Raw genomic sequence first — 13973 nt, 5'->3', positions numbered from 1 at the left:
CAGCAAAAAAGAGGCCGCTGGCCGGCGGAAGGTCCGCCGGCCGGGGATATGAGGTGCAGAGCGGCTAATAAAACGTAGCGAGCGGCTGTCAGGCGGGTGCGCGCGGCGCGCAGGAACCGTACCGGGCTCGCGCACGAGTGTACGAGCGGTACATGAGGATTCCGAGCACTGCACGCGCCCGTCTGGCGGACGCGCAGTAGTTTTGCTAGTTGCTCTTAGTGGTGCTCGCGGGTAGCGCGGAAAGTAATCTCCGGCCAGCGCTCTTCCATCAGCGCCAGGTTGACGCGGGTCGGCGCCAGGTAGGTGAGGTGACCGCCGCCATCCACCGCCAGGTTCTCGAAAGCCTTGGTCTTGAAGTCCTCGAGCTTCTTCTTGTCGTCGCACTCGATCCAGCGCGCCGACCAGACGTTGATGGCCTCGTAGGCGCACTCCACCTTGTATTCCTCCTTCAGGCGGCTGGCGACCACGTCGAACTGCAGCACGCCCACCGCGCCGAGCACGATGTCGTTGTTGCGCTCGGGGAAGAACACCTGGGTGGCGCCTTCCTCGGCCAGCTCCTGCAGGCCCTGGCGCAGCTGCTTGGATTTCAGCGGGTCTTTCAGCCGCACCCGGCGGAACAGTTCCGGGGCGAAGTGGGGGATACCGGTGAAGCCTAGCGCCTCGCCTTCGGTGAAGGTGTCGCCGATCTGGATGGTGCCATGGTTGTGCAGGCCTATGATGTCGCCGGCGAAGGCCTCGTCCAGGTGCTCGCGCTCGCTGGAGAAGAAGGTCAGGGCGTCGGCGATCTTCAGGTCCTTCTTGATCCGCACGTGGCGCAGCTTCATGCCCTTCTCGTACTTGCCCGAGCAGATGCGCATGAAGGCGATGCGGTCACGGTGCTTGGGGTCCATGTTCGCCTGGATCTTGAACACGAAGCCGGAGAACTTCTCCTCCACCGGTTCCACGGTGCGCTCGTGAGCGGCGCGCGACAGCGGGCGCGGCGCCCAATCGACCACGGCGTCGAGCACCTGGTCGACGCCGAAGTTGCCCAGGGCGGTACCGAAGAATACCGGGGTCATCTCGCCGCGCAGGAAGGCGTCGTTGTCGAATTCGTGGCAGGCGCCCTGCACCAGCTCCAGTTCCTCGACGAAACGCTCATAGAGATCGCCCAGGTGGGCGCGCGCCTCGTCGGAGTCCAGCTTGTCGATGGTCTTGGTGGCGATGCGCTCGTGACCATGGCCGGGGGTGTAGACGTAGATGCGGTCGTCCGAGAGGTGATAGACGCCCTTGAAGTCACGGTAGCTGCCGATCGGCCAGGTAATGGGCGCGGCCTTGATCTTGAGCACCGCCTCGATCTCGTCGAGCAGCTCGATGGGGTCGCGGATGTCACGGTCGAGCTTGTTGATGAAGCTGACGATGGGAGTGTCGCGCAGCCGGCAGACATCCATCAGGGCGATGGTGCGGGGTTCCACGCCCTTGCCACCGTCGAGCACCATCAGCGCCGAGTCCACCGCGGTCAGGGTGCGGTAGGTGTCTTCGGAGAAGTCCTCGTGGCCGGGGGTGTCGAGCAGGTTGATCATGTGCTCGCGGTAGGGGAACTGCATCACCGAGGTGGTGATGGAGATGCCGCGCTGCTTTTCCATCTCCATCCAGTCGGAGGTCGCATGGCGGTCGGATTTACGCGACTTCACCGTACCCGCCACGGCGATGGCCTGGCCCATCAGCAGCAGCTTCTCGGTGATGGTGGTCTTGCCCGCGTCGGGGTGGGAGATGATGGCGAAGGTACGGCGCTTGGCGACTTCGGCGGCCTGGGTGGTCATGGATGAACCTGGGCGAGAGCGAAAAAAGAGGGGGCGGAGTATAGCAGAGGGCGGCCCCCATCGGCTCGGGGGCGGTCGCCCCGGCCGGTAGCGGTCGCTCAGGGCTGCGGCTGGATCTTGCCCTCGCAGAACGGCCGGTTGCGTCTCTTGCGCACCAGGCGCTTGCCCAGCGCCATGCCCGGGATCTCGATGTACCTGTAGGTCAGGCAGGCCAGGCCGAGGACCACCGCCAGCTCCAGCAGGACCACCAGGTTGTCCAGTAGGGGGCTGCCGGTGGCGATGTAGCGGATCATGAAGGGCACCGGTACGTCGTGGGACGGTGCCACCACGGTGAGATCCTGGTGCAGCAGCTTGCCCAGCACGATGAAGGCGCTCTTGAACAGGAAGATCACCGCCGCGTGGCAGAGGTAGATGGAATAGGACAGCATCCCCAGGCGCACGAAGTAGCCATGGTGCAGCACGCTCGAGACCAGGCCGCGTTCGAAGGCGAAGGTGAGGATGGTGACGCAGAAGACCAGGCTGGCCAGGACGCCCTTCTTGGCGACGGGCAGATCGGAGGTCATCACCGCGATCGCCGCGATGAGGCAGGCCACTTCCAGCAGGGTACCGCCGAACGAGCCCTGGTTCTGCCGCTTGATCCAGACATAGAGCCGGTAGGTGCAGGCGCCGGCGAAAAAGCACGACAGGCCACGGAAGATCTCGGTCTTCAGCGGCAGCACCGGGAACAGCAGCTGCGCGAAGGCCAGCAGCGCGATCACCAGGAACCACTGGCGATGATGGCCCTGGCCCTTGAGCACCAGGATGCCGAACACTAGGTAGAGGTAGTACTCGATGCTGATGCTCCAGGACGGGTAGTTGAAGGAGCCGGTGATGGCCTGGCCCAGCCAGGATTGCAGCAGCAGCAGATTGGGCAGGAATTGCTCGGGTGCGGTGGCGCCGCTGAAGGCCGGATCGTTGAAATTGATGCCCAGGTGCTCGGCCAGCAGCCGTCCGGTTTCCAGCAGTACATAGACTCCGAGCATCGCCAGGTGCAGTGGCAGCAGGCGCGCCGAGCGGCTGATGGCGAAGTCGCGATAGTCGTCCAGGGTGCGCAGGCGGGTTTCGTAGGTATGCATCAGGACGAAACCGCTGAGGACGAAGAAAAATTCCACGAACAGATAGGCGTTGGCGATCAGCGGATTTTCCGAGGCGGCCTGGGCGACATAGGTATGAAAGAGCACGACGGCGACGGCCAGCAGACCGCGAAAGCTATCCAGAGCGACAAATCTTTCCATGGGATTTCCCTGACGGTGCGACAGATGAAGGCGGGTGACGGTAGGCTGCCGTCAGGGCGAAAGGAGGGGATGAAACAGCACGAAGAAACGAGACATGGCATCCAGGCTCTTGTTATTACGGCGAATTCCAATCGTCGAACTATTACTTTCTGTTACGGTTTGATCGTCAAAACCTTAAGAGTTCGCTACCGATGGTCGCCCTGGACGAGACTTTGTGATTGCGATCACCGATTCCCCCTCAGGTCGTCGGTGATCGCAGTCACGCACCGCGTCAGCGCGGGCCCAGGCTCTCGCAGGAGGAGGGCTTGACGTACTTCTGCAATACCGCCCATTGCGGGCGTGGCTTACCGTTCACCGGCTCGATCGCCAGCTTGTAGTCGCCCCAGTTGGGGCCGGCGGCCCAGTACATGGCCGGGATGCACTCCTGGCGCAGCCGTGCCAGCAGGCGATCCATGGCTGCCAGCCAGCGTGGATCGTTGTCCGGGACCCCGAATTCACCGATGTGGCCACGCTTGCCGTGCTGCCTGAGCCAGGTGATGAAGGGCTCCACCCGGCGGATGCCGACATCCGGGTCGAAGTCGGTCATGTCCTTCTTCAGGTATTTGCCGCCGCCGTCGTTATCGAAATAGACGTGGGCGGAATAGATCAGGTTGTCCGCCGGGTCCTTGAGCCCGAGCAGCTTGGCGTTGTAGCGCGGCCAGAGATAGCTGCTGGACCAGCCGTTGCCCTCGATCAGGATCGGGCGCGTGCGGTCGACGTCGCGCACCGCATCGATGCCGTGCTGGGCTGCGATCGGCCACTGCTCAACGGCGTCGTGGGGTTCGTTCATGATGTCGTAGGCGGCGAGCGCGGGATGGCCGTGCCAGCGCTGGGCGATCCGACGCAGCACATCGGCATAGGCCGGGTAGGGTACCGCCGCACTGCCGATGACCTGGCCCCGGTATCTCATATAGTTGTGCAGATCCAGCACCACGCTCATGCGATAGCGCTTGGCATTGTCGAGCGTCTGGTCGATCAGCTTGGCATAGACCGGATCCAGCGGCTGCCCGAGGCGCGGCTGGAGACGTTCCCAGATGATCGGGAAACGGATCACCCGAATGCCCTTCGCCGCCCAGCGACGATAGTGACCGGCCTCGGGGAAGAAGTAGTTGGTTCCGGGTTTGCCCGGCAATACCTGAGGCGCGAAGCCAGCGCCGGAGAAATTCAGTCCGACCAGATCGGTGGGAAAGTCACGCGTATCGGCGTGCGTGGCAGGCAGGGCGGCGAGGCTGCAGAGCAGGATGGACAGGGTCGCGAAGGCGGATTTCCAGCGAGGCGTCATCGGCAAGGTCCCAGGCAGTGGCTCAGGCGGTGGCGGTAGGAGGCAGGCAGGCTGCCCGACTCGCCATCAGGCCCTAATGCACAGGGGGAAGTTGCAACGCGGTGCTCGTAAAGTGCGCCAGGCAACGTTACCGCAGCAAGGAACCCGCAAAAATGCGAGCTGGGTGGGGCTACAGGAGCTGAGCGGAGATCGGCTAGGCGGGGGAATGGCTAGCCAGAAGCGAGCGGCGTCGAAGCAGGTGATGAGCTGCCGGCGACTGCTTTCCGTCAGACGACGGCGCCAGGCAGGTCATTCAGGTGCAGTCTAGCGACGCAGGCAGATACCCGCCCACTGCTCGGCTTCCTGGCGGGCCGCTGCCTCGTCGCTGAATTCGGTGACCAGGCCACCGTGTGCATAGACCACCACCCAAGTTTCCACCTTGGGTTGCAGCAGCATTACGGGGGCAGAGGAGAGAATGGCGGAGTCCAACGATGCACAAGCCGTCATGTCATTCATAACGTTCCCTTTGAAGTTAGCTCGGTGAATAGTCTGTTGTTATAGCGGTACCAGGAATGGCTTGGTGCTATCACTGGGCCACCTATTGACCGTGGTTGGGCTGAATGATCCCTCAAAGCGTCAGCCGCTCGTCAGAATGATAAAGGGGTGCCAAAACAACGGCGTCGCACTGGTGCACAGAAAGATGTTTCAGTCGCGACCGTACGTCAGCCTGGCTGTGTGCCTCTCCACGAAACGGCGCGACTGCGTCCGTCTGGCTGTGATGTGGATCGTCCACTGGCTGCCAACCGATCGGCAGAAACGTCATTACATTTGGTGGGGCTGACAGGGAAACTCGTCTATTTCGCGGCTCTTGGCCCTGCCGGTTGATGGATGCCTCTAGCACGGGCGTCAGGAGCGCTCCACTGCACGCCTCTGCGCGATCGGGTTGGCATTGAGCGAGTCTATTGGGTTAGCCTGAAAAGGAGCTGGCGAACTATCGACCCCGATGGACGTCAATCACTTCGGTCGAGGCAAGGTGCCATGTCGCTTCCTGAGGAGGCGACACCCAAGGACGTTGCGGATCCTGAGATCCGGTAGCGCCCCGTTGGTCCAGCCGGCATACCCGCCATGCCCCGCTGCGTCTCGATCCTGAACCCGGACAGCCGTCCTGCGCCTCGCCCCCGTGCGAGTTCCGCACTTGGAAGGCATGCGGCCTGTCCGCCCGTTGAAGGAGCCTGACATGGCGAAGTTCAAGACCCTCCTGCTCGGCACGGCCGTGGGAGTGGTGATCCTGGCACTGCTGGTGCACTGGATCGGTATGGATACCCTTCGTGCCTATCGCGCGGATCTGCTGTTCTATCTCCAGGCGCACCTCTACCTGGTGGCCGTCTCCATGGTCGTCGCCCTGCTCGTCGGCATTCCCGCCGGGGTGGTGCTCAGTCGGCCGCGCTTCGCCCGTAGCGCCGAGCGCTTCATGCAGGTGTTCAACATCGGCAATACCGTACCGCCCCTGGCAGTGCTGGCCATCGCCCTGGGCATCGTCGGTATCGGCGATGGTCCGGCAATCCTGGCGCTGTTCCTGGCCTCGCTGCTGCCCATCGTGCGCAACACCTACGAGGGCCTGAGGAACGTACCCGGCTCGCTCAAGGAGGCGGCCACCGGCATCGGCATGACGCCCACCCAGGTGCTGACCAAGGTGGAGCTGCCCAATGCCGTGCCCATTATCGTCGGCGGGGTGCGGGTCGCCTTGGCGATCAACGTCGGCACCACGCCGCTGGTATTCCTCATCGGCGCCAACAGCCTGGGCAGCCTGATCTTTCCCGCCATCGCCCTGGAGAACCAGTCGCAGCTGCTGTTGGGCGCCGCCGCCACGGCCCTGCTGGCGCTGTTGCTCGATGGCCTGGTGCTGCTCGCCAGCCGCCTCTGGCTGGAACGCGGCCTGGCCCGCTAAGGAGACGAGATGAAGAAGTTGCTAATCGCCCTGGGCGCCGCCTGGTTCGGCCTCGTCCTGGCCAGTGGCGCCCAGGCCGACCCCATCCGCATCGGCGCCAAGGTCTTCACCGAGCAGGCGATCCTCGCCGAACTCACCGGGCAGTACCTGGCCAAGCATGGCTACCAGCCGGAGATCGTCGGCGGCCTGGGCAGCACCATCGCCTGGAACGGGGTGAAGAACGCCCAGCTCGACCTCACCTGGGAATACACCGGGACCTCGCTGGTGGCCTACAACCACGTCACCGAGCGGCTGGACCAGGCGGCCTCCTACCAGCGGGTCAAGGAACTGGATGCCAAGATCGGCCTGGCCTGGCTGGCGCCCACCCGCTTCAACAACACCTATGCCCTGGCGCTGCCGGAGAAGGTCGCCCAGCAGCATCCCGAGCTGAACAGCATCAGCGACCTGGCCGGGCTGCTCGAGGCCGAGGCCGGCAAGCAGCACCTCACCGCGCTGGACATCGAATTCGCCAATCGCTCCGATGGCCTCGCCGGCCTGGTGGATGCCTATGCCCTGAGCTACACCCGCGATGACATCCGCCAGATGGATCCGGGGCTGGTCTACACCGCCCTGCGCAACGGCCAGGTGTTCACCGGCCTGGTCTACACCACCGATGGCCGCCTGGACGCCTTCAAGCTCAAGGTGCTGGAAGACGACAAGGGTTACTTCCCTGACTACACCGCCGCGCCGGTGGTCAACGCCGCCTACCTGGCCAAGCATCCGGATCTCACCGACTTGCTCAGGCCCCTCGCCGAAAGCCTCGACCAGGCCACCATGCGCCAACTCAACGCCAAGGTGGACATCGAGCGGCAGACGCCGGCCCAGGTGGCGGGTGACTTCCTCGCCCAACACCCCTTCAGCGGAGGGCAATGACCCATGGATTTCGTCACCTCCTTCAACCACATCGACTGGCTGCAGGTCCTCGAGCTGACCCGCCAGCACATCACCCTGGTCGGTATCGCCGTGACCCTGGCGATCCTGGTGGGCGTGCCCCTGGGCATCCTCATGACCCGCTACCCCTGGCTGGCCGGACCGCTGCAGGCGGTGGCCACGGTGGTCATGACGCTGCCCTCGATCGCCCTGTTCGGCCTGCTGCTGCCGTTCTACTCCAAGTTCGGCCAGGGCCTCGGCCCGCTGCCGGCCATCACCGCGGTATTCCTCTATTCGCTGCTGCCGATCCTGAGGAACACCTACCTGGCGCTGACCAGCGTCGAGCCGGGCATTCGCGAGGCGGGCGCCGGCATCGGCATGACCTTCTGGCAACGCCTGCGCATGGTCGAGCTGCCCATCGCCCTGCCGGTGATCCTCGCCGGGGTGCGCACCGCCGTGGTCATGAACATCGGCGTCATGACCATCGCCGCCACCATCGGCGCCGGCGGCCTGGGCGTGCTCATCCTCACCTCCATCAGCCGCAGCGACATGGCCACCCTCATCGTCGGCGCCGTCCTGGTCAGCCTGCTGGCCATCGTCGCCGACCTCGTCCTCCAGTGGCTGCAACGCCGTCTCACCCCGCGCGGCCTGCGCGGCGCCCATTAAGGAGCCCCAGATGATCGAACTTGACCGCCTGACCAAGACCTTCAAGCAGCACGGCAAGGACGTGACCGCGGTGGACGCCGTGAGCCTCACTGTGGAAGAGGGCCAGATCTGCGTCTTCCTCGGTCCCTCCGGCTGCGGCAAGACCACCACCCTGAAGATGATCAACCGCCTCATCGAACCCACCTCGGGGCGGGTACTGATTAATGGCGAAGACACCACCGGCATCGACGAGGTGACGCTGCGGCGCCACATCGGCTACGTGATCCAGCAGATCGGTCTGTTCCCCAACATGACCATCGAGGAGAACATCACCGTGGTGCCCAAGCTGCTCGGCTGGGACAAGAAGAAGTGCCGCGAGCGCGCCACCGAGTTGATGAGCATGGTGCAGCTCGATCCGAAGCAGTACCTGTCGCGCTATCCGCGCGAATTGTCCGGTGGCCAGCAGCAGCGCATCGGGGTGATCCGCGCCCTGGCGGCCGAGGCACCCCTGCTGCTGATGGACGAACCCTTCGGGGCGGTGGATCCGATCAACCGCGAGGCCATCCAGAACGAGTTCTTCCAGATGCAGCGGGCGCTGAACAAGACGGTGATCATGGTCAGCCACGACATCGACGAGGCCATCCGCCTGGGCGACAAGATCGCCGTGTTCCGCGGCGGCCGCCTGGTGCAGTTCGATCATCCAGATACCCTGCTGGCCCATCCCAAGGATGACTTCGTCAGCAACTTCGTCGGCCAGGACAGCACCTTGAAGCGTCTGCTGCTGATTCGCGCCGAGGATGCCGCCGACAATGCCCCCTCGATCCAGGCGGAGACCCTGATCGGCGATGCCGTGGAATTGATGGAAGAGCACGACCGCCGCTACCTGGTGGTGACCGATGCCGCCAACAAGGGCCTGGGCTACGTGCGCCGCCGCGACCTGCGCGGCCAGAGTGGCCCGGTGGCACCCTTCGTCACCCCGTTCAAGGCCACCGCGGCCTTCGACGAGCACCTGCGCATCCTGCTGTCGCGCATGTACCAGTTCAACAGCTCCTGGCTGCCGGTGCTCAGCGCTGACAACGACTTCCTCGGCGAGGTCACCCAGGAATCCATCGCCGACTACCTGAGCAGCGGCCGTTCCCGCGGCAAGACCAGCATCGTCTCACCGGCGGAGCAGGTAGCGGGGTAGGGCGCGGGAAGTCCACCGGCTCAGAGCCTGTTCAAAGGCTCGCGAGCTAGAGCCAAACAAGGCGTAGAGGCCTGAGGAAGCGGAGTTTACGAATGGTAAATGAGCATTCCGAAGGCCTCTTCAACGCAGTTTGGCCGACGCGCAGCAGCCTCTGAATAGGCTCTCAGGGGCGGATCTCGATCAGGGTGCCATCCTTGACCAGCCCCCAGATCTCGCGCATGTCGTGGTTGGTCAGGGCGATGCAGCCATTGGTCCAGTTCAGCGAATTGAAGTACCACTCCGGATACTCCTCGTCGATGGGGGTGCCGTGCAGCATGATCATGCTGCCCGGGGGCACGCCGGCCTTGTAGGCGCGGGCCAGGTCCTCCCGGTTGGGGTAGGAGATGTGCATGGCCAGGTTGAACTTGTCGCTGGTCTTGCGCCAGTCGATCCAATAGAAGCCTTCCGGAGTGCGTTGGTCGCCCTCGCGCAGCTTGGGGCCGCGGGCGTTCTTGCCCAGCGAGACGCGATAGGACTTCATCACGGTATCGCCACTGAGCAGCTGCAACTGATTGCGCGACTTGATGACCAGCACCTTGTCGATCAGTGGTGCAGCCGGCTGGCGGATCACCGTGACGCTGGTACTGGCCTGGGCCAGCTGGGGAAGCAAGGAACCGCACAGCACATAGCAGAGCGCCAACAACAGGTGCAACGGACGCATGTCGGGAAGATCCTCGGAAAAGCTCAGGCAGGCTTGGGCGCGACCACCATGGGCGCCATGCCTTCATGGCGCAGCGGGAAGACGCCATGGCGACGGTCGGCGAAAAAGCATTCTAGTGTCCGCTTGATGGTCGGAAAAGCCAGAGACGACCAGGGGATATCGGCTTCGTCCAGAAGGCGTACGTCCAGGCTTTCCTCGCCGACGCCGAAGCGCCCGTCGACCAGCTCGCCGCGAAACAGCATGTAGATCTGGTCGATGTGCGGCAGGTCGAAGAGGGTATAGAGCTCCAGGCCTTGGACCCTGGCCCCGGCTTCCTCGAAGGTTTCGCGGGCGGCGGCCTCGGTGGTGGTCTCGCCGTTCTCCATGAAGCCGGCGGGCAGCGTCCAGTAACCCTTGCGCGGTTCGATGGCGCGCTGGCAGAGCAGCACCCGACCCTCCCAGGTCGCCAGGCAGCCGGCCACCACCCGCGGATTCTGGTAGTGCACCGCGCCGCACTGGCTGCAGATCAGGCGCATCCGGTTGTCGCCGGCGGGAATGCGTTCCTCCAGCAGTCCGCCACAGTGGTTGCAATGCTTCATGGCTCGTCCTCGTTTTAACCCAGTGTGCCGGGGTGGTCGCTCGCCTCGCAAGCGATGGCTGGGCTTGGGATTGCCCGGCGGGCGTGCCATGATCCAGCGGCTATGATGACCAAGGGAGAATTCCGGCGTGGATGAGTTGCTCCAGCGCCTGCGTCACTACCAGCCGCGCACCCTGAGCGGCAGCGAGACCTACCAGGAGGCGGCGGTGCTGGTGCCCATCATCCGCGGCGAGCATCCCGAGTTGCTGCTCACCCTACGCGCCAGCAACCTGTCCACCCACGGCGGCGAGGTGGCGCTGCCCGGCGGTCGCCGCGACCCCGAGGACGCCGACCTGGTCGCCACCGCGCTGCGCGAAGCCCAGGAGGAGGTCGGCCTGCCGCCCGGCCTGGTGGAGGTGATCGCGCCCCTGAGTCCGCTGGTGTCGCGCTATGGCCTGGCGGTCACGCCCATCGTCGCCCTGATTCCCGCTCAGCTCGAATACGTCCCCAGCGAAGCCGAGATCGCCGCGATCTTCACCGTGCCGCTGCAGTTCTTCTGCGAGGTGCCGCCGGACTTCACCCTCAGGGTCGACCACGACGGCCGGCGCTGGCAGGTGCCCAGCTATCAATATGGGGATCACCGCATCTGGGGGTTGACCGCGGTGATCATCGTCGAACTGGTCAACCTGCTGTATGACGCCGGCATCGTGCTCAAGGCGCCGCCCCGGCGGGATTGAGTGCTCTCGACAAGGTAAAGGCACATGCCAAGACGGGTCATAACGGGCACAATGCGCGGCCATTCGAGGGAAGCCGCATGACCACCGCCGATTCACCCGTGCGTTCGCCCTGCGTCCATGTCTGTGCCCTGGACGAACAGGACATCTGCATCGGTTGCCAGCGCAGCGCCGCCGAGATCACCCGCTGGATGTCCATGAGTGACGCCGAGCGCCGCGAGGTGCTGGTGCGCTGCGACGAGCGGGCGCGGGCCGGTGGTGCGGCCTTCCTCACCTGACATCAGCCGGAGAGATCTGTCATGCCCCGTATCGGTACCCCCCTGTCCCCCAGCGCCACCCGCGTGCTGCTCTGCGGCTCCGGCGAACTGGGCAAGGAAGTCGTCATCGAACTGCAGCGCCTGGGCGTCGAGGTCATCGCCGTGGATCGCTATGCCGATGCGCCGGCCATGCAGGTCGCCCACCGCAGCCACGTCATCGACATGCTCGACGGCGCCGCCCTGCGCGCGGTGATCGAGCGCGAGCAGCCGCACTTCATCGTGCCGGAGATCGAGGCCATCGCCACCGCCACCCTGGTGGAGCTGGAAGGTGAGGGTTACACCGTGGTGCCCACCGCCCGCGCGGCCCAGCTCACCATGAATCGCGAAGGCATCCGCCGCCTGGCCGCCGAGGAGCTGGGCCTGCCCACCTCGCCGTACCATTTCGCCGACACCTACGAAGACTATGCCGCCGCCGCCGAGGCGCTGGGTTATCCCTGCGTGGTCAAGCCGATCATGAGTTCCTCGGGTAAGGGCCAGAGCCTGCTGCGCAGCGCCGACGAGCTGCAGGCCGCCTGGCAGTACGCCCAGGAAGGCGGTCGCGCCGGCAAGGGCCGGGTGATCGTCGAGGGCTTCGTCGACTTCGACTACGAAATCACCCTGCTGACCGTGCGCCATGTCGGCGGCACCGCCTTCTGCGCGCCGGTTGGTCATCGCCAGGTCAAGGGCGACTACCACGAGTCCTGGCAGCCCCAGGCCATGAGCGAGAAGGCCCTGGCCGAATCCGAGCGGGTCGCCCGCGCCGTGACCGAGGCCCTGGGCGGCCGTGGCCTGTTCGGCGTCGAGCTGTTCGTCAAGGGCGACCAGGTCTGGTTCAGCGAAGTCTCGCCACGTCCCCACGACACTGGCCTGGTGACCCTGATCTCCCAGGACCTCTCCGAATTTGCCCTGCACGCCCGCGCCATCCTCGGCCTGCCGATCCCGACTATCCGCCAGTTCGGCCCTTCGGCGTCGGCGGTGATCCTGGTCGACGGCGACTCGCGCCAGACCGCCTTCGCCAACCTGGGTGCCGCCCTGGAAGAGCCGGACACCGCGCTGCGCCTGTTCGGCAAGCCCGAGATCAAGGGACAGCGCCGCATGGGCGTCGCCCTGGCCCGGGACGAAAGCATCGAGGCCGCTCGCGCCAAGGCCGTCCGCGCGTCCCAGGCAGTGAAGGTCGAGCTGTAACGCCGGCTGCGCGCCACGAAAAAGGGCCCCGCGGGGCCCTTTTTTATTGGGTAGAGAAATCTACAGTGACTGGTCGCGCGTCTCGCGCATGCAGAGCACTGCCACCAGACTAATGGCCGCCGCCGCCGAGACGTAGCCGCCCACCCAGCTCAGGCCACCGGCTTCCACCAGTTGCTGGGCGGCGTAGGGCGCCAGGGAGGCGCCGAGGATGCCGCCCAGGTTGTAGGCCGCCGAGGCACCGGTGTAGCGCACCTGGGTGGGGAAGATTTCCGGCAGCAGGGCGCCCATGGGGCCGAAGGTCATGCCCATGAGGAACAGCTCCAGGGCCAGGAACAGGCCGACCGCCTGGCTCGAGCCGTGGGTCAGCAGCGGCTCCATGGCGAAGCCCGACAGCAGGGCGGCGAGGGCGCTGGCGGCCAGCACCGGCTTGCGTCCGAAGCGATCGGCCAGCCAGGCCGACAGCGGCGTGGCCAGGGCCATGAACAGCACCGCCACGCAGAGCAGGCCGAGGAATTCCTGGCGGCTGTAGCCGAGGTTCTTCACTCCGTAGCTCAGCGAGAACACCGTGGAGATGTAGAAGAGGGCGTAGCACACCACCATGCTCAGGGCGCCGAGCAGCACTGCCTTGCCGTGCCGGCCGAAGGTCTCGACCATGGGCAGGCGCAGGTTCTCGCGCCGGGCCATGGCTTCGGCGAACACCGGGGTCTCGTGCAACGACAGCCGCACATAGAGCCCGACCACCACCAGCAGGGCGCTGAGCAGGAAGGGGATGCGCCAGCCCCAGGCGCGGAACTGCTCCTCGTCCAGCAGCAGCGCCAGGGCCAGGAACAGGCCGTTGGCCATCAAGAAGCCGATGGAAGGGCCGAGCTGGGGGAACATGCCGAACCAGGCGCGCTTGCCGGGCGGGGCATTCTCGGTGGCGAGCAGCGCCGCGCCGCCCCATTCGCCGCCCAGGCCCAGGCCCTGGCCGAATCTCAGCACGCAGAGCAGGATCGGTGCCCAGACGCCGATGCTGGCGTAGCCGGGCAGGAGGCCGATCAGGGTGGTGGAGATACCCATCAGCAGCAGCGAGGCCACCAGGGTGGACTTGCGTCCGAGGCGGTCGCCGAAATGGCCGAACAGCAGCGAGCCCAGGGGGCGCGCCAGGAAGGCGATGCCGAAGGTGATGAAGGCGCTCAGGGTCTGGGCCACGCCCGAGCCCTGGGGAAAGAACACCGGGCCGATCACCAGGGCGGCGGCCGTGGCATAGACGTAGAAATCGTAGAACTCGATGGCGGTGCCGATGAAGCTGGCGGTGGCCACGCGGGTCGGGGAATTGCGGGGTGCGGGGGTAGCGGTATCGAAGGCGGCAGCGGTCGTGGCCATGCAGGGGTACCGGGCAGTCGTTCTTATAGGAGGCGTCTGCCGGGGCGGCCCGATGGGGCAGCGGTTGTCCAGGGAT

At 65.3% G+C, this 13973-nt stretch carries 14 protein-coding genes and 1 other RNA gene; 7 read left to right on the top strand and 8 right to left on the bottom strand.

Annotated elements, in window-relative coordinates; translation table 11 throughout:
- Nucleotides 1-62: 62 nt before the first annotated feature.
- From ACYJP6_RS23440 to ACYJP6_RS23420, 5 genes are all read right to left on the bottom strand, one after another.
- A non-coding RNA gene (locus tag ACYJP6_RS23440) (sX9 sRNA) lies at nt 63-154 on the bottom strand.
- Between the two features lie 61 nt (nt 155-215).
- Nucleotides 216-1799, bottom strand: coding sequence for a peptide chain release factor 3 (locus ACYJP6_RS23435; RefSeq protein ID WP_309760036.1), 1584 nt, complete (start codon nt 1797-1799; stop codon nt 216-218).
- A 98-nt stretch (nt 1800-1897) separates the two neighbouring features.
- Nucleotides 1898-3073 carry an acyltransferase family protein gene (locus ACYJP6_RS23430; protein ID WP_459478341.1) on the bottom strand — a complete coding sequence of 392 codons (1176 nt, stop codon included), beginning with the start codon at nt 3071-3073 and terminating at the stop codon, nt 1898-1900.
- A 271-nt stretch (nt 3074-3344) separates the two neighbouring features.
- Entirely contained in the window at nt 3345-4394 is a 1050-nt protein-coding gene (locus ACYJP6_RS23425; RefSeq protein ID WP_459478339.1) for a glycoside hydrolase family 5 protein, read from the bottom strand.
- Nucleotides 4395-4697: 303 nt separating this feature from the next.
- The gene (locus ACYJP6_RS23420; protein ID WP_459478338.1) at nt 4698-4829 is read right to left on the bottom strand and encodes a hypothetical protein; all 132 of its coding nucleotides are present in this window, start codon (nt 4827-4829) and stop codon (nt 4698-4700) included.
- A gap of 781 nt (nt 4830-5610) precedes the next feature.
- Between ACYJP6_RS23420 and ACYJP6_RS23415 the strand changes: the two genes are divergently transcribed.
- The 4 genes from ACYJP6_RS23415 to ACYJP6_RS23400 are packed head-to-tail and all read left to right on the top strand — an operon-like array spanning nt 5611 to nt 9061.
- Nucleotides 5611-6321, top strand: coding sequence for an ABC transporter permease (locus ACYJP6_RS23415; protein WP_459478336.1), 711 nt, complete (start codon nt 5611-5613; stop codon nt 6319-6321).
- Nucleotides 6322-6330: 9 nt separating this feature from the next.
- On the top strand, nt 6331-7233 hold the full coding sequence (locus ACYJP6_RS23410) for a glycine betaine ABC transporter substrate-binding protein (RefSeq protein WP_459478334.1): 903 nt from the start codon (nt 6331-6333) through the stop codon (nt 7231-7233).
- A 3-nt stretch (nt 7234-7236) separates the two neighbouring features.
- Nucleotides 7237-7896, top strand: a complete 660-nt coding sequence (locus ACYJP6_RS23405) for an ABC transporter permease (protein ID WP_459478332.1) — start codon at nt 7237-7239, stop codon at nt 7894-7896.
- A gap of 10 nt (nt 7897-7906) precedes the next feature.
- Complete coding sequence (locus ACYJP6_RS23400) at nt 7907-9061, top strand: ABC transporter ATP-binding protein (protein WP_459478330.1); 1155 nt, start codon at nt 7907-7909, stop codon at nt 9059-9061.
- A 163-nt stretch (nt 9062-9224) separates the two neighbouring features.
- Here the strand turns inward: ACYJP6_RS23400 and ACYJP6_RS23395 are convergent, their stop codons facing one another.
- Nucleotides 9225-9698, bottom strand: a complete 474-nt coding sequence (locus tag ACYJP6_RS23395) for a L,D-transpeptidase family protein (RefSeq protein ID WP_459478454.1) — start codon at nt 9696-9698, stop codon at nt 9225-9227.
- 86 nt (nt 9699-9784) lie between these two features.
- Entirely contained in the window at nt 9785-10339 is a 555-nt protein-coding gene (locus ACYJP6_RS23390; RefSeq protein ID WP_459478329.1) for an NUDIX hydrolase, read from the bottom strand.
- A gap of 127 nt (nt 10340-10466) precedes the next feature.
- Between ACYJP6_RS23390 and ACYJP6_RS23385 the strand changes: the two genes are divergently transcribed.
- From ACYJP6_RS23385 to purT, 3 genes are all read left to right on the top strand, one after another.
- Nucleotides 10467-11054 carry a CoA pyrophosphatase gene (locus ACYJP6_RS23385; protein WP_459478327.1) on the top strand — a complete coding sequence of 196 codons (588 nt, stop codon included), beginning with the start codon at nt 10467-10469 and terminating at the stop codon, nt 11052-11054.
- Nucleotides 11055-11131: 77 nt separating this feature from the next.
- Complete coding sequence (locus ACYJP6_RS23380) at nt 11132-11329, top strand: DUF1289 domain-containing protein (protein WP_145007035.1); 198 nt, start codon at nt 11132-11134, stop codon at nt 11327-11329.
- 21 nt (nt 11330-11350) lie between these two features.
- Nucleotides 11351-12532 (top strand): formate-dependent phosphoribosylglycinamide formyltransferase, encoded by a 1182-nt coding sequence (gene purT / locus ACYJP6_RS23375; protein WP_459478324.1) that lies wholly within the window; start codon nt 11351-11353, stop codon nt 12530-12532.
- 60 nt (nt 12533-12592) lie between these two features.
- Here purT and ACYJP6_RS23370 read toward each other — a convergent pair whose 3' ends face one another.
- Nucleotides 12593-13897 carry an MFS transporter gene (locus tag ACYJP6_RS23370; RefSeq protein WP_459478323.1) on the bottom strand — a complete coding sequence of 435 codons (1305 nt, stop codon included), beginning with the start codon at nt 13895-13897 and terminating at the stop codon, nt 12593-12595.
- Between the last annotated feature and the right edge of the window lie 76 nt (nt 13898-13973).

This window comes from Pseudomonas sp. No.117, assembly GCF_054558395.1.
This window is presented reverse-complemented; position numbering and strand designations above follow the sequence as displayed.

Coding starts and splice junctions, on each gene's coding strand:
- ACYJP6_RS23435 (WP_309760036.1), bottom strand. CDS start 1,799: ATGACCACCCAGGCCGCCGAAGTCGCCAAGCGCCGTACCTTCGCCATC.
- ACYJP6_RS23430 (WP_459478341.1), bottom strand. CDS start 3,073: ATGGAAAGATTTGTCGCTCTGGATAGCTTTCGCGGTCTGCTGGCCGTC.
- ACYJP6_RS23425 (WP_459478339.1), bottom strand. CDS start 4,394: ATGACGCCTCGCTGGAAATCCGCCTTCGCGACCCTGTCCATCCTGCTC.
- ACYJP6_RS23420 (WP_459478338.1), bottom strand. CDS start 4,829: ATGCTGCTGCAACCCAAGGTGGAAACTTGGGTGGTGGTCTATGCACAC.
- ACYJP6_RS23415 (WP_459478336.1), top strand. CDS start 5,611: ATGGCGAAGTTCAAGACCCTCCTGCTCGGCACGGCCGTGGGAGTGGTG.
- ACYJP6_RS23410 (WP_459478334.1), top strand. CDS start 6,331: ATGAAGAAGTTGCTAATCGCCCTGGGCGCCGCCTGGTTCGGCCTCGTC.
- ACYJP6_RS23405 (WP_459478332.1), top strand. CDS start 7,237: ATGGATTTCGTCACCTCCTTCAACCACATCGACTGGCTGCAGGTCCTC.
- ACYJP6_RS23400 (WP_459478330.1), top strand. CDS start 7,907: ATGATCGAACTTGACCGCCTGACCAAGACCTTCAAGCAGCACGGCAAG.
- ACYJP6_RS23390 (WP_459478329.1), bottom strand. CDS start 10,339: ATGAAGCATTGCAACCACTGTGGCGGACTGCTGGAGGAACGCATTCCC.
- ACYJP6_RS23380 (WP_145007035.1), top strand. CDS start 11,132: ATGACCACCGCCGATTCACCCGTGCGTTCGCCCTGCGTCCATGTCTGT.
- purT (WP_459478324.1), top strand. CDS start 11,351: ATGCCCCGTATCGGTACCCCCCTGTCCCCCAGCGCCACCCGCGTGCTG.
- ACYJP6_RS23370 (WP_459478323.1), bottom strand. CDS start 13,897: ATGGCCACGACCGCTGCCGCCTTCGATACCGCTACCCCCGCACCCCGC.